The following is a 22,026-nucleotide window of genomic DNA, read 5'->3' on the forward strand; positions in this document are numbered from 1 at the left end:
GATTTCAGAATTCGGATTTCGGAATTAATAAGTAAAGCGGCAACGCCGCGATTAATTCAATTCGGAACTCAGAACTCCGAATTCCGAACTAATTACCATGTTCATTGATACTCATTGTCACCTAGATTCTTACGAGCAGCACTCCGGCGAAACCGTCGGCGACTTGTTTGCACGCCTTTCCCACGATCCCGACGAAAATGTGAAGCCCCCCGAAGCCTATATTCACGTGGCCTGCGACCCGGCAGACTTTACGCGAGCCCAGGAGCTCTCTGAAAAATACGCGAACGTCTACACCGCTTATGGGATTCATCCGGAATATGTTTTGACGGAAACCGCTGAAGACGAAGCCCGCCTGCAGGAATTTCTAAAGCACCCCAAGTGCGTTGCGTGTGGCGAATTCGGGCTGGATTACCATTACGGTTCCGAAACCAAGGCCGAACAGGTCAAACTTTTCGAGCGCCATCTAAAACTCGGTCTCGCCTCAAAAAAGCCGCTAGTGCTTCACCTGCGCGAAGCAGATGACGAAGCGCTCGCCGTATTGCGAAACACAGACCTTCGCGGAAGCAAGATTCATGTACACTGCTTTACGGGCTCGCCTAAATTCTGCGCACAATTACTTGACCTAAAGTACCGCGGCGCAAACATCTTTATTGGATTTACGGGAATCGTGACTTTCAAGAATGCGCAAAATGTGCGCGATGCCGCGGCACTCGTGCCTATGGACCAGATGCTCCTAGAAACGGACTCCCCTTACATGTCCCCCATTCCTTACCGCGGAAAGCCCTGCCATTCGGGCTACATTCCTTACATTGCACAAGCTCTCGCCCAGGTAAAACAAATCCCCATAGATCAACTCTACAGGGACTGCCGCGAAAATACTCGCCGTTGCTACGGCATCTAACTATACAGTCTGAAGCTCTTCAGGCTGGTAATGCGCCTGCAGGTATTCGAGAGCCTTATCCGAAGAAAGAGGCCTACTGAAGTAGAATCCCTGAATCAGCTTGCAACCTTCAGCTCTCAAGAATTCAAGCTGGGATTCAGACTCGACACCTTCGGCGATCAGGTCAAGATTCAACGATTTCGCGATACCGATCACCATACGGGCAAACGAAGCGTCTTCTTCGTCGTCTGTCACATGGTCGATAAAGGACTTGTCCATCTTGAGAGTATGGATCGGGAAGCGTTTCAGGTAAGAAAGACTGCTATAACCCGTTCCGAAGTCGTCAATCGAAATCTGGATACCCATTCCCGAAAGCGCCTGCATAATCTTCACCGTCTTTTCGGCTTCGCACACTGCGGTATATTCAGTAATTTCAAGTTTCAGGTTCTTCGGATTCAGCTTCGTGCGCAACAGGACCTGCTTCACGTCTTCGAGCATATTATCCAGGGCAAACTGCTTGGCCGAGAAGTTGACCGCCATCTGGACATTATCAAAACCCATATCCACCCATTTTTTCATCTGGATGCAAGCCATTTCAAGCAACTGCGCGCCCAACGGGATAATGAGTCCGGTTTCTTCTGCAATGGGAATAAAATCGGCCGGCGAAATAAAACCGTTCTGCGCCTGGTTCCAGCGAACGAGCGCCTCGAAAGCAACAATGCGGTTTCCATCCGTAATATCGACAATCGGCTGGTAGAACAGCACGAATTCCTGCGCCTGAATCGCCTTGCGGATTTCGAATTCAAGCTTGTAAAGACGCATCGCCTTTTCGCGAATGCCTCCACACGAGAACTGGATGCCCCCATGGTTGACGCCTTTCTTCATTTCACGAAGGCTAGCCGTCGCATTCGCAAGGATATCCTCGACGCAGTCCACTTCGCGGTTCAGGGCAACAGCCATCGAAACGCCAATATAAAGTTCACGGCCTTCCAGCTGGATCGGCAACTTGACCGCATTATGGATGCGACGTACAATTGACTTCACATCGCTATCGCTGCCACCCGACTGAATATCGTGCAGGACAATAGCAAAAACGTCGGGACCGATGCGCGCAATCGTATCTCCCGTACGGCACTGAGACTTGATTCGGTCTGCCACGACCCGCAGCACGTTGTCACCCACGTTGACCGAATAGGATGCATTGATCGCACCGAAACGGTCAATATCCAAAAGGGCAACGGCAAATAGGTAATCGGGGCGCTGCAGGGCCATATCGACATCGACCTTCAGCTTTTCTAGGAAGAACTTGCGGTTATACACTCCTGTCAGGGCATCCTGATAAGCGTAGTAGAAATTCTGCTTGTCAATCGCCTGCTTGTCGGAATACGTGGTGACCGAGCCGATAACACGCACAGGGCGGCCATCCGCATTTTTCTGCACATTTCCCGAAACAGTCAGCTGTTCATTCTTTGATCCGCTCTTTAGCAGCGTAACAACGCAATTGAGCCGATCTCCGGATTCAAGCGACGAATTCAACAGTTCCCTAAAATGATCCCAGTCGCTTTCGACAATCTGCCGACGCAGGACATCAAACGAATCATCCGCATTGGCAACATCGACCTGCAACATGTTCAACGCCCGCTGCGACCAGTAAACCTTGCCAGTAACAAAGTCAAATGTCCAAAAGCCATTAGAAGAAATATCAACCATCATCCGGAACAATTCATCTCGTTCCTGCAGGTCCTTCTGGAAATCTCGCGTCGGGATCGAAGTTGTCGCAGGCGGCACCTTCACATCGTCTCGCATCTTGTTACGGTCCGCCGACGGAAAACGGTACAGGACAGCCACCATGACCAGGAAAAAAACAGCCAAAATATAGGGAATCGCCCATAAAATATGGCCCTTCGCAGCAAAAATTTCCGGAATAAAAGCAGCAAAAAACAGGCTTGCCAACATCAGCAAGGCTCTAAGGAAAAGCTTTCTATTGAATATTCTCATTGACAACCCAATCCGCACCCAAATATATATCTTTTTTTCTTTGTAAAATCTTCTTTTTTAATATTTTTTTACATTCTTTTGTGAACATAACAACATAAAAAGACGAACTCCACACGGAATCCGTCCTTTTTTATAGTGCCAAAGGGACTCGAACCCTTGTTACCGGCGTGAGAGGCCAGTGTCCTGGACCACTAGACGATGGCACCGTTATGTTTGCCCATTTGGGTTCGCCAAATATAGCAAACAATTAGATATTTGTCTACACTCGACTAGTCCCTGTAGTACAGGTCGAGATTGCTTTCGACAGCAGTCGAATTTTCAAGATTTGCGACAAATTCGTTGAAGATGCTCATCACCGCATAGCTCGAAGTATTGGCAATTTCGGACTGCACCGCTTCCTTAACGGCATCTTCCTGCGGAGCCTTCTTGGAAACGACCTTCACCATCACGGCACCGTTATCGGTGGCGATAGCGGAAGACCATTCACCTTCCTTGACATTTTCGAGAGTCTTGGCGAGATGGACATTGCCATAACCAAAGCCCGGGACATAACCGTCGACAGAGGCATTTGCCTTTTCGATGTTCACCTTTTCAATCTTGTTCGCGGCAACGGCTGCGGAATCGGCAGCGCTGTCAGCCGGGACCCAGGCCTTCACCTTTTCGGCAACAGAATTCAAGTATTCTTCGGCAGCAGCAGTAGCCTTGTTGCGAAGAAGCGTACTCTTGATATTGTCGAAATAGAGGTCGAGGCTACGTTCGCCGGCCTTGAGTTCCTTCACCTTTTCGGCAACAACCACCCACTTGCTGTTCTTCATGATCGGAGAAACCTTGCTGGTTTCATCCGGAAGGTTTTCATTCGGCCATGCATAAGCGGCAAGGCCCTTGAGATAGCCGACACCTTCGATATTGTCACCACGGGAAATCCAGTTCGAAGTATGGGTATCGAGGTTCTGTTCCTTGGCGGCTTCGGCAAAGCTCTTGCCAGCATCGACAGAAGCCTTGACCTTGTTCAGAATACCTTCGAGACTGTCAATCGTTTCAGAAGATGCATTAACGACCAGAAGAATGTGCCCGACCTTCACGAGTTCAGCACCGGTAGAATCCTTGGACTTGCCGTAGCTCTTGATAATGTGGTAACCAAAACGGGTGCGGACCGGTTCAGAAACGGCACCGGAATCCAGCTTGAAGGCAACGTCTTCAAATTCCTTCACATAGACACCATGTCCCACATAGTCTTCGCTCAGGAGGCCACCCTTTTCGGCAGTGGTCTGGTCTTCAGAAGAAATACGAGCCATATCTTCAAACGTGGTGGTCGAAGAGGAGTCGGTCAGCTGGTAGTAAAGGGTCATGGCATATTCGCGGATGCGAGCATCATCACCGGCAGTGGCATCGACCGGAAGATAGGCAAATTCGAACTGAACCATATCCTTCTTCACAAAGAAGCTGTCGCGATGGGCATTGAAATAACCGGCAACCATCACGCTATCCACGGAATTGTCTTCGACCTTGAAATCTGCATTGGAGGCGACCGCCACCTGCAGTTCGTAATCGTTCAAGCGACGATTGACTGCCCAGTTCGCTTCGAGAGAAGTCGGGTGAACCGAAGCTCCGACCAGCATCTGCAGTTGGCGCATCGGGATGGTATTGGCCTTCAAATCTTCTTCGAACTGAAGCATCACACCCCAGCGGAAAGCTTCGGGAGTCTTGAGCCAAGCGTCATACTCATCTTTATTGAAGGTAGAGTCCGTGAGGAACTTCGGCAGACTGGCGATATAAGCCTGAGAACGCTGCATCAGGTCTTCCTGGCTCGTTGCCTGCTGCTGAATCATATACAGGTGGCGCTGGGCTTCCTGCACCAGACGGGCACGAACGGCATCCGGATTGCGGCTGAATTCGGATTCAAGTTCCGCGACCGAAGCACTCAGTTCGGCCTTTTCGAACTGTTCGTTCAGGAGAATCTGACGAACAAAGCTACGGAACACTTCAGTACGGAGCTGATTGTACTGTTCGTCTTCGAGGTGCTGGCCCTGGTACTGGTTCTGCACGATATTCTTGATGCGGGAATCAAATTCGGCATAAGTAATCTTCTTATCGTTCACCACGCCGACCGGGTAGCTGTGTCCCTGGTTCGGGACGCGGTCCATGGCCAAAAGGCCCACCACGATACCCGCGGCAAAGATAACGATGATCCACTTGGCTTTTTCATTAATCCACGTTAACATAAAGTAGACTCCATATAAATTTTGTCGCGCAAAATGTAGCAAAAAAAACGAAAATCTTTTATTTTGCATTCAAATAATGCCGAAATAGCGCATTTTTTCTATCTATTAGGCAACAAAATCTAAAACTCTCCAACGGAGTGCGGTCATGTACGATATTCTAGTCCTGGGTGCAGGTATTTCCGGTTTAAGCGCAGCGATCCATGCTGCAGAAAAAGGCCTCTCGGTCGTCATCCTTACCAAGGGAGCAAAACCGGACGGTTCATCCAACTATGCACAAGGCGGTATCGCCACCGTTACCGAAAAGACCGACAAGTTCAAGTTCCACATCGATGACACGCTCGAAGCAGGCGCAGGCCTTTGCAAAAAGGAACCCGTGAACATCCTGACCAAGAGCGGTCCCGACACCATCCGCCAGCTCGTCAAGTGGGGCGTACAGTTCACCCCTAATCCGACCGACAAGACGCAGTTCGACCTGCACCTCGAAGGCGGCCACAGCCACCACCGCATTTTGCACGCGGCAGACCTCACCGGCAAGGAAATCATGCGGGCCCTCCTCGCCGAGCTCCACAACCACAAGAACATTCACTACATCGAGAACTGCTACATCAAGGACCTGATTTGCAAGGGTGAAGGCAAGGCAAAGCGCTGCGTAGGCGCAAAGATTATTCACCAGAAGACTGGCCTTGTCGAAAACCTTTACGCAAAGGCATCCATCCTTTCTACCGGCGGTGCAGGCCGTATCTGGCAGTACACCGTCTGCCCGCACGACAGCTGCGGTGACGGCATGGCGATTGCGGCACGCGCAGGTGCCGCACTGCAAGATATCGAATTTATGCAGTTCCACCCCACAAGCCTTTATGCCCCTAGCCTCAAGAAGCCCTTCCTGATTTCGGAAGCCGTGCGCGGATTCGGCGGAATCCTCAAGAACTACAAGGGCGAAGAATTCATGAACCAGGTGCACCCGCTCCATTCGCTCGCCCCCCGCGACATCGTGGCTCGCGCCATCCACAGCGAAATGCAGCGCCTCGGCAAGCCGAACATGTTCATCGACCTTTCGGGCCGCACGCCGAAAGACATCAAGAGCCATTTCCCGAACATCTACGCGAAGTGCCTCGACGCAGGCATCGACATCACGAAGGAATGGATTCCCGTGGTGCCCGCCGCACATTATATGTGCGGAGGCGTACTGGTCGATACCTGGTCCAGGACCGAAATCAAGGGCCTGTACGCCTGCGGCGAAGTCGCCGCGACGGGCGTCCACGGCGCAAACCGCCTCGCCTCCAATTCTCTCCTAGAAAGCGTCGTCTTTGCCATCCGTGCCGTTGACAACATTAGCGAAAGCGGACTTCTCAAGGAAAAAATCACGGAATCCAGGTCCAGCAAGAAGGAAAAGGTTACCTTCACCAAGGCAGCCTACTGGCGCAAGCGCAAGAAGATTTTGCAGGACATGATGTGGACTCACTGCGGCATCGTACGCACCGTGGCCGGCCTCAACCAGGGCATCAAAGTCATCGAAGAACTCCAGAAAGACGTCGACGAAGCCATCAAGAACAAGGAAACCGAAAACTTCTACTTTATCGAATTCCTGAACGCGCTTCAAGTTTCCAAGATGATCCTGACCGCCGCTCTCCACCGCAAGGAGTCCCGCGGGCTGCACTATATTCTTGATTACCCGAATCTGGACCCCAAGACGAAACACCATACGATTTACTTAAAGGGGTCTGAGCGATGAGGTTCTGAGGACGCCTTGCTTCGCAAGGCTATGTGCTAAATAAAGGCGCCAAAGGCGCGATTATAACTCAAAGGGCGAAAGCCCGAGCTCAAAGCGAAGCGCCCTCAAACCAAAACATTTGATTTATGAGCGAAACGAAGAATACAAAGCCTCCAAAGATTGGTGGATATACCCCGACGCAGGAACTTGGTTCCGGCGCTATGGGCAAGCTATGGCTTTGCCACGACAAGTCGCTCGACCGAATGGTGGTCGTCAAGCAAATGCAGCAGGATATCGAAGACAGCGACACAAACATTCGCCGATTCATGCAAGAAGGCAATATCCTTGCGCACCTGAACCACCCTGCCATTACCAAGCCATACGCCCTGTGGAAAGAAAAAGACGGGAAACTTTCGCTCTCCATGGAGTTTATCCACGGGCTCACGCTCCGCCAAATTCTAGACAAAGTAAAGCAACCTCCGCTTTGGGTCGTCTACGCCATATTGCACGAAATACTCTGCGCCCTGGGAGAAGCCCATCGCAAGGGAATCGTCCACCGCGACCTGAAACCCGCGAATATCATGGTTGACAACGACGGACGAATCCATCTGCTCGATTTCGGCATCGCCCACACCGAATCGCCACTCAAGTTCAGCAAGGACGACGACGGAGAACGCCTGACGCAGACCGGCGCCATTCTCGGTACAGTCACCTACATGAGCCCCGAACAAACCATTGGCGAAGAAGCGAGCCCAGCCTCGGACCTGTTTGCAGTCGGGATCATCGCCTGCGAAATGCTTTTAGGGCAAAACCTTTTCCGCGGAACAAGCTTCAGCGATACAATCCAGCGAATCCAAAAGCTCAAGGTTACCGAGAAAGCCTTTTCCAAGGACATTCCCACGCGCCTAGTCAAGCTTATCGTGAAGTTGCTAAACAAGGATCCGCGCAAGCGCCCGCTAACCGCATTCGACGCTGCAGAACAAGTCTCCATCGTCATGCGGAACCTCCCCCGCGACATGGTCCCCTATATGGCAAACTGGATTTTCGCCATCAAGGATTCCATCAAGCAGAAAACAGACGACCTCGACGAGACGCTCTACATGAACCCGCCAGTCTACCCCACCCACCGCAAAAGGCTCTTTATCGAAGGGGCCATCTCCGGGGCAGCAGTCGCTTCATTCATTTTCTTTTTGATCCGCTCACTAACCAACCTGTAAAAACAACATGAACGCTATTGACATCATCTGTCTGGTTATCATTCTCTTGTTTACGCTGCTCGGCCTTTGGCACGGGCTCCTGCGAGGCATTTTCCGTCTGCTCGCCTGGGCCGCAGCAATCGCTGGCGCCTACTTTGCAAACAGCCTCCTTTCGGAAAAGGTAGCCGAATTCCTTGAAACAAGCGATTTTTCCGCGACGCTAGTCTGCATCTGCATCGGATTCTTGGTCCCCTTCTTGGGATTTCTCTTTATCAGCCACGTCATCAACAAGTCCATTTCAGGAACCGCTGCGGGCAAGGCGGACCGTATCCTGGGGGGCGTTTTTGGAGCCATCAAGGCAATCCTTATCTGCTTTGTCATCCTGACAATCCTGCACATCCTGCCCTTCGGCGGTGTTCTCCACGAAAAGCGTGACAACGCCCTGGCCTACTCCACCTACAAGTGCGCGCTCAAGTTATTCGGATACTCCACGGAACCGGTTGACCTCGTCGGCGTTGCCGAACGCAAGGCAAGCGAATTTACCAAGTCCCTGACGGACAGGGCCGCCGAGAAGGCAAACGAAGTCGCCAAGGAAGCGACCGAAAAAGCCACCGATGCCGCAAAAGACGCCATTAAAGAGGCTACCGACAAGGCCGCGGAATCAGCCAAGGAGGCCGCCAAGGATGTTATCGAGAAGGCTGCAGAAACGGCATCGGAAAAGGCAAGCACTGCCGCCAAAACCGTCAAGGATGACTTGGCGAAATAAATTCGAAGCAATCTATTTGCGATAATATGTTATATTTACCGCGGAATCAACACTTTTAATAAACAACCATGAGGATTTCATTATGGACATGAGCAAAATGTTGCGCGACCTTCAAAAGATGCAGAGCAAGATGATGAAGGCCCAGAGCGACCTCAAGGCACAAAGTTTCGAAGCCGAAGCCGGCGGCGGAATGGTGAAGGTCGCCATGAACGGTAAGGGGGTCGTCACGATGATCAAGATCAATCCCGACGCCGTGGACAAGGACGATGTGGAAGCCCTCGAGGACCTGCTCATGGCAGCAATCAACTCTGCCGTCAAGAAGAAGGACGACGCCACCCAAGAAAGCATCAGCGGCATTACCGGCGGCATGAAAATCCCCGGCCTGATGTAATCAGCGGAATGTTCTTCGACAACACATCTCGTTGTTCTTATGTGCAAAAGACTCACCCGAAGGCGAGTCTTTTTTAGTTCCAGCAATCAAAACACCTTTGGCAATATCGCTGCCCGAAGTTTTGGATTCCTCGACTTTCAAAGATCCATCGATGGAGGCTGTCATCGCTTTTCATTTCTACCCAGGGCGCCACATAGTTCACCATTGTACCATTCCCGGTCGGGCCTAGCAAACTTTTATCCTTGACATTCGCTGTAGACGGCAACCCATAACCAAAAGGGAATGCAAGGCAAGGTTACAAGCGTATAGGAGTTGGGATCTTTTCGATTGTCGTCATTTATCTTCGTTTGTCCATCCCAAATGTAGATAGCCTCCTGATTGCACCAGTTGTCGCGCGTAAAATCCGCATCGTTTATGTTGTAGCTCGTAGGGACTGTGGCTCCACCATTGGCGAAATAATCCCATTCCTGAATCATGGCGGTCATTGAGGCTCCACCACATTCCCCGGACCTGAGTCGCCAAAGGATTCGTTTCTTCGGGAGGGACGCCGGAACTGTTGCAACAAGCAGCAAGCAAGAATGCAGCGGCAACTGCAGGTAATGATGGTTTCGTGATTCTTTTGAAATTCATAAACACATCAATACTGGATAGAATTATCCCACCCCGTCCTACAACACAAATATAAGTTTTTTAATAGAAATAAATCTCGTTTTCCGCTTTTTGTAAAATGTTAAACGGGTAGCGCAATTTGCTTCACACCTCACTCATTTCACTTTTCGCATTTCACATTTTTCATCTCGCATTCCCCCTCCATTCATACCCTTTTTAGTGCATTTCATCCCCTAAACACTCCCCATCCCCTTTTTTATAGAGCAAGTTTTTTTTACATTTGGAGCACAAAAAAACTATAGGAGAAAGAATGCCCAGGCATTTAGCAGCATTATCGGCCATGGCGCTGTGCCTCGCAACCCCGCAATGGGCGGGTGCAACAACTTATACGCGCGAAGAAGCCGTCAAAATCGCCCTCGAAAAGTCCTCAGACGTCAAAACCGCCGAAGAAGAGCTCGTTTCGGCAAATTCACAGGTTGACGCCGGGTACGGAAGCGCCCTACCCTCCATTGACCTCGACGCAACCGTCACCCGCATTTTTGGGCTGGACGATGTGGAAAACAGCAAGAGTTTAAGCAAGGCCGCATCCGCTATGGATGCAGGTGACAATGAACCTTTTGCGGCAAACGCACTTGCCCCAGCCATGGACGGGCTCATTTACGGCATGAAGTCCCAGGGATACCGCTGGCAGTCCAGCATCGGACTTACCGCAACCCAGATTCTTTACGCCCAGGGTAAGGTGGGTAACGGAATCGAAATTGCGAAGGTTTACAAGCACTTGAAAGAAGTAAACCTGGACAACACCAAGGCAAACGTCCGCTACGATGTCGAAAACGCTTTCGACCAGCTCATCTACCTGGATTCCGCAGTCACGATTCTCTACGAATCCAAGAACATGCTCCAGGAAAACCTGAACTTCGTGGAACAATCGCTCAAGAGCGGGCTTGCCACCGAGCTAGACCTGATCCGTGTGCAGCTTTCGATGGACCAGCTGAATTCCAAGATTAACAGCATGGAAAAAAGCAGGGTCCTCGCCCGCAACGCCCTTCTCAACACCATGGGCATGGAATGGGAATCCGAAGTACAATTCAAGGGAGACCTTCGCGACCCGTTGCAGGGCTACTCCTATCCCGACACCTCCATGGCGAACGTGAAAAAGCGCCGCAAGGAGCTTGTGATGCTCGAAGCGAACGAAGAAATGCTCGTCAAGAACATCTCTATCGAAGAGGGCGGATACAAGCCCACAATCGTTCTCGTTGGCGGTCTTAAGTACAGCAACAACAAAAACCACTTCTACCAGTGGGACGCTCCGGACTGGGACGAAAACATCAACAAGTATATCGCCCTTAACCTCAAGATGAACCTGTTTAACGGTATGAAGACCAAGGAAGCTGTGGTACAGGCCAAGTCGAACCTGCGCAGCACCCAAATCAAGAAGGAAACCGCCGAACGCGGATTCCGCGTACAGATTGAATCCTGCGCCAACACGCTCGAAGACGCTAACTCGCAAATCGAAATTGCAAAGCGCCAAATCGATCTTGCACAAAAGAATTATGACCTGACGAATGCGGCCTACAAAATTGGACGCGAAACGCAGCTGAACCTTCTTACTGCAGAGAACAGCCTCCGCACAGCAAAGCTCGACTATATGTCGGCTATCGTCGAATGGAACAAGGCCTACAACGCGCTTCTCCAGGCCACCGGTGAATATTAATAAGAAGAGGAAAGAATGAATAAGACTCTAAAAACCCTCCTGACCCTCGCCACAGCATCTATGCTCCTCGTTGCCTGTAACCAAAAGGACGAGGCCAAGAACAACGAACCCAAGAAAGCCTCTACCATCGAAGAAATCCAGAAGGAAAAGGGCAAGCCGGCCCGCGTGGTAAAGGCCTCTAAAGCAAAGCTTACCGATGTGCGCAAATACAGCGGCACCATCGAAGGTATGAACCAGAATAGCGCAATCTGCAAGATGGGCGATCCCATCGCAAAGATTAACGTCCAGGTCGGTTCCTCCGTGCAAAAGGACCAGGTGCTCGCCGAATACCTCTACACCGGCGACAACACCCAGTACCAGCAGGCCCAGGAACAAATCGCGGTGCTTGAAAAGGCAACGGAACGCATGCGCGAAGTCTACCAGAAGGGCGGCATCAGCCAGCAGGATATGGATGCCCAGGAAATGCAGCTCAAGGTCGCCAAGATGAACCTCGAAGCAGCCCGCCGCGCCACCTTAATTCTCGCCCCCGAAGCAGGTGTGGTGACCGAGCTCAAGTACCAGGTCGGCCAGACTCCCGGAGTCGGCGCAAAGTTCGCAACGATCGCCAAGCTGAACAAGGTCATCCTCAAGCTGAACATTACCAGCCAGGATATCGGCTACTTCAAGAAAGGCGCTACCGCTACTGTAACCATCGCCGGCGAAAAGATGAAGGGTAAAGTATCCCTGATTCCTCTCGCCGCCAATCCGACAACTCGATTCTTCCCGGTAGAAGTGACCTTCAACAACAAGGGCAAGAAGCTCCTTCCGGGCATGTACGTGACCGCAGAACTTGACGCTCGCCAGGTGAACGGTGTTGCAGTTCCGACCGAAGCCGTTGTTTACCGCAACGGTTCGAACGCCGTCTGGATCGTGGACGAAGAAGGCAAAGCCCGTCGTAAGCTCGTGAAGCTTGGCGTGCAGACCAAGGAATTCATCCAGATCGCTGAAGGCCTCGAAGGCAACGAATCCGTCATCGTCGAAGGCATGTCCCGCATGAACGATGGCGACAAGGTCCTGGTTGTCGAATAAGGGAGGCTTTTCCGAATGATTAAAGCAAGTATTTACAAACCGATTACCATGCTCATGGTCATTTTGGCCATCGTGGTGTTCGGTCTCTACACCTACTCTATGATGGTGGTGGACTTGATGCCGAAATTTGACATCCCTGTCGTCACCGGTACCATCGTCTATCCGGGCGCTAACCCGGAAGAAATCGAAACCACCATTATCAAGCCGATTGAAGACCAGGTGGAACTGGTGGACGGTATCGACTATGTGCAGTCCATCTGTATGGAAAACTACGGTATCATTATCGCCATGTTCAACATGGGTATCGACGTGGACGTGGCGGCTAACGACGTTCGTTCCAAAATCGAACTCGCCGCAGCAGACTTCCCGGATGCAGTCGAAGCGCCGGTTATTTCGAAGGTGGACATTAACGCTTCTGCTATTATGTCCATTTCTTTCACGGGTCCGCTGAACTCGACAGAACTTCGCCAGAAGGTGGAAGACGAAATCGAACCGCTCTTCACTTCTGTTTCGGGCGTGGCGAGCGTGGACATATTCGGTGGTACGACGCGCCAGATTTCCATTGAGCTCGACAAGGAAAAGATGATCGACCGCAATGTGGACATTACGACGATCATGGGACTTTACGGAGCAACGAACGTAAACAACCCGGTCGGTGAAGTGATCGGCAAGCACAAGAACACCTCTGTTCGTACGGATGGCAAGTTCAAGACTCTCGATGAAATGCGCAACTTGGACATTCCGACGTCCATGGGCGTTATCAAACTTTCTGAAATCGCAGAAATCAAGGATACCGTCGAAACCATTACCTCTGCTTCCCGTTTCAACGGACAGAGCTCAATTTCCTTGGATATCAAAAAGCGTTCCGACGCGAATGTGGTGGAAGTTTCGGAAGGCGTTCTGAAGCGCATGAACGAAATCAACAAGACCCTTCCGGAAGGCTTCGAACTTCACCTGGTCTATGACAAGAGCGAATCGGTGAACGAATCCATTGACAACGTGATTCAGAACATCATGATTGCCATTGCCTTGACCGCCGTTCTCTTGCTCCTCTTCCTCGGTAAATTTTCGACGATGATTATCGCCGCTCTCACGATGCCTATTTCCGTGATCGGAGCCTTTACCCTGATGTACTTTGCTGGTTTCGGCATCAACATGATGTCCCTCATGGCACTATCTTCATCTGTAGGCCTGTTGGTGACGAACTCGATCGTGGTGCTTGAAAACATTAACGCAAAGCTTGGCGAAGGACTCGACCCGAAGGAAGCCGCTTACAAGGGTACAAGCGAAATCATGGTGGCTATCATGGCTTCCACTCTTACCAACGTCTGCGTGTTCGTTCCTATCGCGTTCATGAAGTCTATTGTGGGTATTTTCTTCCGCACCTTCGGTATGACGATGGTGTTCGCAACGGTCGTGTCCCTGATCATAACCTTTACCCTGACTCCGCTGATGGCGGCCTACCTGTTCAAGGGCAAAAAGAAGGACGAAAACGGCAACATCATCGAAAGCAAGCCTTCGATTGGCGAACGTATTTTCGGAGTCTTCCCCACGGTACTGAACGGCATCCGTTTCGTGTACTTGAAGACCCTTTCCTTCTGCCTTTCTGTTCCGGGTGTTATTTTCCAGGTTCTGGCTCTCGTGGCCATGCTGATGTTTGTGGGCTACATGACAACCAACAAAATGACCGTGGAACTTTCCCCGAAGCAGGACCAGGGCATGATTTCTGTGAAGCTTGAAATGCCCGTGGGTACCAACATCGAAACAACCGACAGTGTTGCACGCATCATCGAAAGCCGCATCAAGGATGTTCCTGAAATCGTGCATTACAGCGTGACCGTCGGTGGCTCTAACGGTATGACTTCCGTGAACCAAGCATCGCTCCGTATCAAGCTGTTAAAAGACCGCGAAGGCCGTACCCGCAGTACCGACCAGATTGTGGACTCCCTACGTCCCTACTTTGCAAACATTCCTGATGCCTACATTTCTATCAAGTCTACTTCCGCTTCTGAAATGAACAACAACTCCAGTGGCGACGTGGTGTTGGAAGTCAGCGGTCTCAAAATGGATTCCGTGGTCAAGGCCTCTCAAATCGTGCTAGATCGTATCAAAGACAAAATCGACGGTATCGTGGATGTGAAAACAAGCTACGAAGCCGGTAAGCCGGAAATCCGTTTGATTCCGAATCGTCAAGCTCTTGCCGATTACGGCGTGACCCTCAAGACGGTCGCAACGTACAACTATATCGCTGTAAGCGGTTACGAAGCAGGTCAGTATTCCGAAGACGGTGAAGAATACGACGTGTACGTTCGCCTGCAAGAAAAGGACAGACAGAGCCATAGTGATATCGAGACCCTGCCGCTCCTCACCCCGAAGGGCTACGTGAATACAAGCGAACTCTTCTACGTAGAAGACGGTGCAGGCCCAACCCGTATTGACCGTAAGCGCAAGCTGAGTCGTATCGACATTTCCATGAACCTTTTGCCGGGTCACACGACCGGTGAAATCATGGGCAAGCTGGGAAAACTCACTTCCGAAATGGAGGACGAAATTCCGGAAGGCGTTTCCTTCGGCTTCGGTGGTAACGCCGATATGCAGAACGATATGGTGCAGGAATTCATAACCGCTATCATCATGGCCATTCTCCTGACCTACATCTTGCTGGTGGCCCTCCTGGAAAGTTTCGCCCAGCCGTTCATCATCATGACTACGATTCCTATGGGTGCAATCGGTGTGTTCCTCGCTCTTATCTTTACCGGCAAGGCACTGTCCATGATTTCCCTAATGGCTATCGTGATGCTTATCGGTGTGGTGGTGAATAACGCTATTCTACTTCTGGACGAAGCCAACAGGCTATTGCGTAGCGGAGCCATGGGCAGACGTTCAGCCGTAATGACCGCAGCCAAGACCAAGTTCCAGCCCATTGTGCTTGCAACGTTTGCCTCCGTGGTGGCTCAGCTTCCGCTGGCTTTCGCCCTGGGTGGCGACGTGGCCGCCATGACCCAGCCTATGGGTATTGCCTCGGTGGGTGGCTTAATTGTGTCCGCACTTCTCACCATGTACCTGGTGCCCACCTTCTTCTGGCTCCCGAACGCCATTACAAGCAAGGTAAAGAGCAAGGCGAACAAGATTATCGCCAAGCGTCGTCGTAGCAAGGAATAGCCTTTAGACAATAGAGAGAGAAACAAGTCCCGGCACTATGCCGGGACTTTTTACTATATTCTGACCTATGAAAATTTCCGACCGGACATTGGGCTATATTTCGCTCGTGGCGCTTATCGGCCTTTTTGCGTTTATCGCCTACTGCATGTGGGATGCTCATCACGAAGCCAAGACCATCATCCAGGTCGATTTCGACGACTTAGGTTCACTGCAACCCGAAGACCAGGTAACCATCCGTGGCTACACGGTCGGAACAATTGGAAACATCCAATGGCTCGGCGACCGGGCCCGCGTCCAGATCAAGTTTAACCAGCCGATTGTCATCCGCGAAGGCACCCAGTTCAACAACATTAACTACGCCATTATGGGACAGCGCGGCATCGAGGTGATTCCCTCAAAAACAGGCAAAATCCTCCCCGATGACTATATCCACCAGGGACATTTTGAGCCGGGCATTGCCGAAGCTTTACGCCAGATCGAAATGGTCAACGAGCAGATTACCTCTATCCGAGAATTAGTCCTCTTGGTCATCAAAGGAGACTCGACGCATCAACCGGCAAGTCAGATATTCGAAGAAATGCTCGTCAGCATTGAATCGGCCCTGCAAAACACCGAACAGACTCTAAGAACGCTGCAGCCCACTATCAACAGCCTCTTCTTGCAAATCAATTCGGCGAGTGCGAATATCACCGAAGCTTCTTTGCAGGCGGACTCCGCCATCCGCAGCATCACCGAAGCCGTTAATGCAAAAATGCAACTTGCCGAAAGCGCCTTAAAGACCATTTCGGACGGGGCGCAAAAGACAAACGGCCTTATTGCCCAAATCGAGACACACTCCCTGTATAACAAGGTTCTATACTCCTCCGAAACAGTGGACAAGGTAAACGAGCTCGTATTCAAGCTCAACGAACTTGTGCGTGCCATCGATACCAAGGGCATCAAGATGCTGGACGAAAACGGCAATCCAATCAAGCCTTTCACCTGGAAAAACCTGAACATCATCGGTAAGACAGCTCGCGAAAAAGCGCGCGAACGCAGCGAAAAGGGCGAAGCCCTCCCCGACTAAAGATGGACCTGAGTAACCTACCCAAGATGGGACCGAAGAGCCTGGAAGCCTTCAAGGCGGCAGGCATCGTATCGCTCGCCGATTTTCTATACAATATCCCGCGTACATACCTGGACCAGACCAAGGTGACACCCATCGGCAACCTGCACGTAGGAGAACGAGCCGTCGTTATAGGAACCATCCAAAGAGGAGGAATCCTGCGGGGGCGTTCTAGTCGCTTTGTAGCGACGCTCACCGACGGCACCGGAGAAATCACTCTGACCTTTTTTAAGGGTGCCTCCTACCAAAGCAGGCGACTGCAACCGGGGACAAGGTGGCTTGCAACGGGCGTCGTAGGCGAATATCGCGGATTGCAGATGACACACCCCGACATGCAACCGATGGATTCAGACGAACAGTTCAACGGGCAAATACTGCCGGTGTATTCCATGACCGAGGCAATGACCAAGGCGCGCATCACGCAGAAATCCCTACGCCACTGGTACAGTGTCATCTTTCATTTTCCGGCCCTTACTTTATCTGGAATCTGTCCCAGGGAACTGACGGACTATCTGCATTTCAAGCCGGTCCTGAAGAATCTCGCCGTCTTGCACAAGCCAGCCGATTTTGAATCCATTCGCAAGTCGAAATTTGAACTTAAAATTCTGGAACTCCTCCCCTTCTGTCTGCGCATGATCAAGCGTCGCGAGAACCAGAAAATTCGCGGACACGAAAGGCAAATTGACCTGGGACAAGTGATGCTCGCCAAGTCCCGCTTGCCATTTAGCCTGACAGGCGGACAAGATGCAGCACTCAACCGAATCATCGACGGTTTGAACGGGAAAAAACAGTTCCACGCCTTGTTGCAAGGAGACGTGGGGAGCGGCAAGACGGTTGTTGCGATGCTTTCGATGCTAGCCGTGTGCGGTGCCGGCGAGCAATGCGCCCTGATGGTACCGACCGATATTCTGGCTCGACAGCATTTTAAGCAGATGAAGCCGTTCTTCGAAGCGGCTGGAATGCGCATTCAACTGTTGGTCGGGGCAACTCCCGCCGCCGAAAAGCGTCTGATTCTGGGCGAATTGCAGATGGGGCTTTGCCAAGCCGTCATCGGAACGCACGCTCTGTTTTCCAAGGATGTTACATTTGCAAAACTCGGATTCGTGATTATCGACGAACAGCACCGCTTTGGCGTGAACCAGCGCGAAGCCCTACTCTCTAAAGGCGAATACCCCGACATGCTCGTGATGAGCGCGACCCCCATTCCGCGAAGCCTCGCCATGACACTTTACGGTGACTTGCAGGTGATTTCGATCAAGGAAAAGCCAGCCGGAAGAAAACCCGTCAAGACACGACTCGTAAGCCCCGACAAGCGAAACGACATGAAGAAGTTTATCTGTAACGAGGCGAAAGGCGGAAACCTCTGTTACTGGATTGTAAGCCGAGTCGGAAGCGACGACGAAGGAAACGTGCGAAGCGTCGAGGACGTGGTGCAGGAGTTGCGAGCATTCGACCCGTCAGTTGTCGTAGAAGGCATTCACGGGCAGATGGACGAAGAAGAACGCGACGGAATTTTAAAGCGATTCGCTGCAGGGAAAGTCCATATCTTGGTGGCGACGACGGTAATTGAAGTTGGCGTTAATGTTCCCGAGGCAAACATCATGGCGATCGACCAGCCCGATCGATTCGGGCTGGCGCAGCTGCACCAGCTACGCGGGCGTGTTGGCCGCGGCGACGTACAGGCGTGGTGTTTCCTAATGCTTCCGGAAGATGCTTCCGCGGACAACACCCTCGATCGCCTTACCCAGTTCAGCCACACCGACGACGGCTTTGAAATCGCCGAACTCGACTTACAGACTCGCGGAGCGGGCAACCTCGAAGGCAACGAGCAAAGCGGCAGTTGGGTGTTCCGCTGGTTTGACTGGATTCATGACCAGGAACTTATCGCCGAAACCCTGCAGATGGCGGAAAACATCTTGAAGGATAAAGACTCCTTCGACGAGGATGCCCGCGAAAAAATCCAGCTCTGGTACAGCGAAAAGAAATCTGCTAACGAAGACGGCGTGCATTAATTACTAAATTTGGGCCATGAATTTCAAGGACCGCATTATCCGCGCTACGGGCAAGAAGACACCCTTCCGCCTGATTGTCGTCGACTTGACCGCGACGATGAACGAAATCGGCAAAAAGCATAACGCCCAGGGTTTCGCCCTCAAGCTCCTCGCCGAAAATTCCATCGCAAGCATTTTCTTGAGCGCTTCGCTCAAGTTCCCGGGCACCGTGAGCTTTACCACCCGTTTCTCGGGCGAAATCACGCTAGTGCAGTCGGACTCCACGCCGCAAGGCCTGGTACGCGCCATGATTCCGCAGCCGGAACTCCAGGCGGTTGGCGGTAACGAACCCGCCCTCATTCCGCAGAGCGTCCGCGTCGTCAAGCTGAACGAACAGGGCAAGCGCGTCCACGAAAGCATTATCGAGGCTCCCGCCGTATCCATGGGCCAGAACCTCGCTACCTACCTTTTGCAATCCGAACAGATCCGCTCGGCCGTGGGCATCGAAGCCGCCTTCAATAAAGAAGACCCGAGCAAGCTCGACTACGCCGTCGGTTTCTACATCGAAGCCTTCCCCGACCTCGAAGACAAGGACGTCAACCTGATAGAAGTCATTATCCAGAATTTGCCGAAGTTCAGCGACATGAACACGCCCGAAGGCTTTGACCTGGACGAGCTCCTGGACCAGCTGCGCGGCCCCTACGAAATCGATATCGTGAAAGAAATCGACCCGAAGGCCTACTGCCCCTGCAGCCGCGAACGCACCGTGGCAACGCTCGCCACGCTCCCGCTCAAGGACTTGCAGGACCTCGAAAAAGAAGGCAAGGACCTCGAAGTGATTTGCGACTTCTGCCGCACCCCGTACCAGATTACGATTGCGGATTTGCGCTCCATCATCAACGAACGAAAGAAATAGCCCTATGTTTACCAAGCAATGTGTCGTTACCCTGGACCTTGAAGGTGTCCTCGCCCCTGAAATCTGGATCGCCGTCGCAGAAAAGACCGGCATCAAGGACCTGCGCCTGACTACGCGCGACATTCCCGACTACGACGTGCTCATGAAGGGCCGCATCAAGATTCTCGAACGCGAAAAAATCAAGCTTTCGGACATCCAGAACGTGATCGCAAACCTCGGCTTGCTCGACGGCGCCCGCGCTTTTATGGACAAACTCCGCGACGAAGCCCAGGTGATTATTCTTTCGGACACGTTCCAGGAATTCGCCTACCCCATCATGAAGAATCTCGGATTCCCGACGATCTTCTGCCACAACCTGGAAGTCGAAAACGACATGATCAAGGGTTACCACCTGCGTCTCAACGACCAGAAGACGAAGGTCGTGAAGCACCTGCAGGACCTCAACTTCAAGGTGTTCGCCAGCGGCGATTCCTTCAACGACACGGGCATGCTCAAGCAGGCCGACAAGGGCTGCTTCTTCTGCGCGCCGGATTCCATCGTCGCCCAGTTCCCGCAGCTTGAAGCCACCAAGACCTACGCCGAACTCCTGGAAAAATTCCACCAGTTCCAAACAACGCTGTAATTAGTAGACAGTAGGAAGTAGACGGTAGACAGAAAAAGGGGGAAGGCAGGTCATTCGCTACGCTCCAGAATGACAGCAGCGATAGGGTCCAGGGCAAGTCTTCCGTTCCCCCCACGCCTAGTGTGCTCCGCCCCCTAAAACCCCCTAAGCGAAAGTAGCAGCTATGCGAGCTTGGCTACGACCGAGGATCAAAGGTTTCTGCAAAAAAAGCAATTTCACTTTCATTAACAGATATATCCGGTTTTTTACATTAGACCCCAAAAAAATACAGGCTACATATGATGCGCTATTTTCTTTTCCTTTTGTTCCTTGTCCCAACAGTCCACGCCATCACCTGCACGGAAGGGCTGCTGATGTATTATAAAGATTGGTATGGGCTTTATTTAGGAGGAACAGACGCTTTCCTTGATAGCATTCTTTTCACTTACGACGGAGAATTTTTTCGTTCCGAGAAAATTCTAAGAGAAAAAGATTACGTAAGATCAGTAGTTAAATCGAATGAAGACGGAATAACCCAGACCGATACGACGATTCAGTTTTATCTAGTAGACGATTTAACTACTCTCTCCGACCGCAGCATTGCCTCTAAAAAAATTTTAGGCGACACGGTATTTATCGAAACACTCATAAGTGGAACTCTAACCAAGGAATCCTCTATAGTAGGATCAAGAACAACTAGGGATTCTTCAAAAATTTATAAAGACGGTGTTGTTCTTAATTATTCAGAATTCTCACAAAAAGAGGGTGAAGATAACTTTTACCTAGGTCATATTGAAGTATCATTAAAAAACGACACCTTGTTCATACTGCATCTTGGATCAGAAGACGGCGCACCGATGGATACTGCCAGTTTTGAAATCTATGTTGCCGACCCAAATGACAGCCATATTTGCCACGAATTCTACCGAGTTCATGATTGCGAAGATGATTGCACAGATAACAACGGGAATCCGATAAAAGATGGAGACATTGTACAGTCATACGACCACACCATTACAGAAAATTCAAACGGCTTCATGATAGAAGAAATCCGACACAACGGAACGAACCAATACTTCATGATTTATTCCGATGGGACAACAACATCCATTGCAAAGCGACCTGCCGCAAAGATGAACAGACTCCGCCGCGACTTCTACTTTGACACCAAGGGACGGAAGCACCAGAAAATCGTTCCCTACAGAGTATTTTTCTAATTCAGTCTTTCACGCAGCGGACACTGACGCCGGAGTCCTTGTAGTTTTCGAACAATGTCGCTGCAGCATCGTTTTCGTAACGCAGAACCAAGGTAATCGACTCGTCGTCATCGACCTCAGTGACACTCCAGAAAAAGGCTCCCGAATTCACAAAGGACTGATGCGTCTTGCCACGTTGCGGAAGGCACACGCCGCCAGGTAGCGCGGTAAAGCCGTAATCGTCCGTACCGTCTTCGTAGCGCTCCTTGTCGCTCTAGGTATTCGTAGCCTTGAGAATCTTCCCTGCCGTCGAGGAATCCCCGACAAATTCAATCAAAGTATTCCATTCCGCCTGGCTTGGCAAGCGCCAGCCGACGGGGCACGCGGTCTTCGCTTTGTCCCATGAATAAAGGCAGCCGTACACGGTAAGGTATTCCATTTCTCCGCTGATTATTCCGGGGTATGTTGAGCCACGAGTCCGGTGTCAGAGAGCCAGGGTT

General features: G+C 51.4%; 16 protein-coding genes, 1 tRNA gene and 1 pseudogene. 13 read left to right on the forward strand and 5 right to left on the reverse strand.

Annotation, left to right across the window (positions count from 1 at the left end; genetic code table 11):
• Window positions 1-97: 97 nt before the first annotated feature.
• Entirely contained in the window at window positions 98-901 is an 804-nt protein-coding gene (locus Q0P86_RS01035; RefSeq protein WP_290993276.1) for a TatD family hydrolase, read from the forward strand.
• On the opposite strand, the gene Q0P86_RS01040 is transcribed toward Q0P86_RS01035, so the two are convergent.
• From Q0P86_RS01040 to Q0P86_RS01050, 3 genes are all read right to left on the reverse strand, one after another.
• Entirely contained in the window at window positions 902-2,752 is a 1,851-nt protein-coding gene (locus tag Q0P86_RS01040) for an EAL domain-containing protein (RefSeq protein ID WP_295036796.1), read from the reverse strand. It abuts the gene before it with no gap.
• 259 nt (window positions 2,753-3,011) lie between these two features.
• Window positions 3,012-3,084, reverse strand: a tRNA-Glu gene (locus Q0P86_RS01045).
• A gap of 63 nt (window positions 3,085-3,147) precedes the next feature.
• Complete coding sequence (locus tag Q0P86_RS01050) at window positions 3,148-5,100, reverse strand: peptidylprolyl isomerase (RefSeq protein WP_295036798.1); 1,953 nt, start codon at window positions 5,098-5,100, stop codon at window positions 3,148-3,150.
• Window positions 5,101-5,245: 145 nt separating this feature from the next.
• Here Q0P86_RS01050 and nadB point away from each other — a divergent pair, with 145 nt between their 5' ends.
• The 4 genes from nadB (at window position 5,246) to Q0P86_RS01070 (ending at window position 9,164) form a co-directional block, all read left to right on the forward strand.
• Complete coding sequence (gene nadB, locus Q0P86_RS01055; RefSeq protein WP_290993282.1) at window positions 5,246-6,832, forward strand: L-aspartate oxidase; 1,587 nt, start codon at window positions 5,246-5,248, stop codon at window positions 6,830-6,832.
• Window positions 6,833-6,957: 125 nt separating this feature from the next.
• The gene (locus Q0P86_RS01060; RefSeq protein WP_295036801.1) at window positions 6,958-8,028 is read left to right on the forward strand and encodes a serine/threonine-protein kinase; all 1,071 of its coding nucleotides are present in this window, start codon (window positions 6,958-6,960) and stop codon (window positions 8,026-8,028) included.
• A 7-nt stretch (window positions 8,029-8,035) separates the two neighbouring features.
• Complete coding sequence (locus Q0P86_RS01065) at window positions 8,036-8,773, forward strand: CvpA family protein (RefSeq protein WP_295036803.1); 738 nt, start codon at window positions 8,036-8,038, stop codon at window positions 8,771-8,773.
• Window positions 8,774-8,861: 88 nt separating this feature from the next.
• Window positions 8,862-9,164, forward strand: a complete 303-nt coding sequence (locus Q0P86_RS01070) for a YbaB/EbfC family nucleoid-associated protein (RefSeq protein ID WP_290993288.1) — start codon at window positions 8,862-8,864, stop codon at window positions 9,162-9,164.
• Window positions 9,165-9,400: 236 nt separating this feature from the next.
• Here Q0P86_RS01070 and Q0P86_RS01075 read toward each other — a convergent pair whose 3' ends face one another.
• Entirely contained in the window at window positions 9,401-9,649 is a 249-nt protein-coding gene (locus tag Q0P86_RS01075; protein ID WP_290993290.1) for a hypothetical protein, read from the reverse strand.
• A gap of 434 nt (window positions 9,650-10,083) precedes the next feature.
• Between Q0P86_RS01075 and Q0P86_RS01080 the strand changes: the two genes are divergently transcribed.
• From Q0P86_RS01080 to Q0P86_RS01115, 8 genes are all read left to right on the forward strand, one after another.
• Window positions 10,084-11,487, forward strand: coding sequence for a TolC family protein (locus Q0P86_RS01080; RefSeq protein ID WP_295036805.1), 1,404 nt, complete (start codon window positions 10,084-10,086; stop codon window positions 11,485-11,487).
• 15 nt (window positions 11,488-11,502) lie between these two features.
• Window positions 11,503-12,555 (forward strand): efflux RND transporter periplasmic adaptor subunit, encoded by a 1,053-nt coding sequence (locus Q0P86_RS01085; protein WP_295036807.1) that lies wholly within the window; start codon window positions 11,503-11,505, stop codon window positions 12,553-12,555.
• Window positions 12,556-12,570: 15 nt separating this feature from the next.
• The gene (locus Q0P86_RS01090) at window positions 12,571-15,717 is read left to right on the forward strand and encodes an efflux RND transporter permease subunit (protein ID WP_295036809.1); all 3,147 of its coding nucleotides are present in this window, start codon (window positions 12,571-12,573) and stop codon (window positions 15,715-15,717) included.
• A gap of 67 nt (window positions 15,718-15,784) precedes the next feature.
• A complete protein-coding gene (locus Q0P86_RS01095; protein ID WP_290993300.1) occupies window positions 15,785-16,783 on the forward strand; it encodes an MlaD family protein in 999 nt (332 codons plus the stop codon).
• Window positions 16,784-16,809: 26 nt separating this feature from the next.
• Window positions 16,810-18,834 (forward strand): ATP-dependent DNA helicase RecG, encoded by a 2,025-nt coding sequence (locus tag Q0P86_RS01100; RefSeq protein ID WP_295036811.1) that lies wholly within the window; start codon window positions 16,810-16,812, stop codon window positions 18,832-18,834.
• A gap of 16 nt (window positions 18,835-18,850) precedes the next feature.
• The gene (locus Q0P86_RS01105) at window positions 18,851-19,729 is read left to right on the forward strand and encodes an Hsp33 family molecular chaperone HslO (RefSeq protein ID WP_290993305.1); all 879 of its coding nucleotides are present in this window, start codon (window positions 18,851-18,853) and stop codon (window positions 19,727-19,729) included.
• Between the two features lie 4 nt (window positions 19,730-19,733).
• Window positions 19,734-20,351, forward strand: a complete 618-nt coding sequence (gene thrH, locus Q0P86_RS01110; RefSeq protein ID WP_290993307.1) for a bifunctional phosphoserine phosphatase/homoserine phosphotransferase ThrH — start codon at window positions 19,734-19,736, stop codon at window positions 20,349-20,351.
• Between the two features lie 278 nt (window positions 20,352-20,629).
• Window positions 20,630-21,547, forward strand: a complete 918-nt coding sequence (locus tag Q0P86_RS01115; protein ID WP_295036813.1) for a hypothetical protein — start codon at window positions 20,630-20,632, stop codon at window positions 21,545-21,547.
• Window position 21,548: 1 nt separating this feature from the next.
• On the opposite strand, the pseudogene Q0P86_RS01120 reads toward Q0P86_RS01115, so the two are convergent.
• Window positions 21,549-21,965: pseudogene (locus Q0P86_RS01120) on the reverse strand (FISUMP domain-containing protein).
• Window positions 21,966-22,026: the final 61 nt, after the last annotated feature.

It is taken from the genome of uncultured Fibrobacter sp., from assembly GCF_946062555.1.
GTDB lineage: Bacteria > Fibrobacterota > Fibrobacteria > Fibrobacterales > Fibrobacteraceae > Fibrobacter.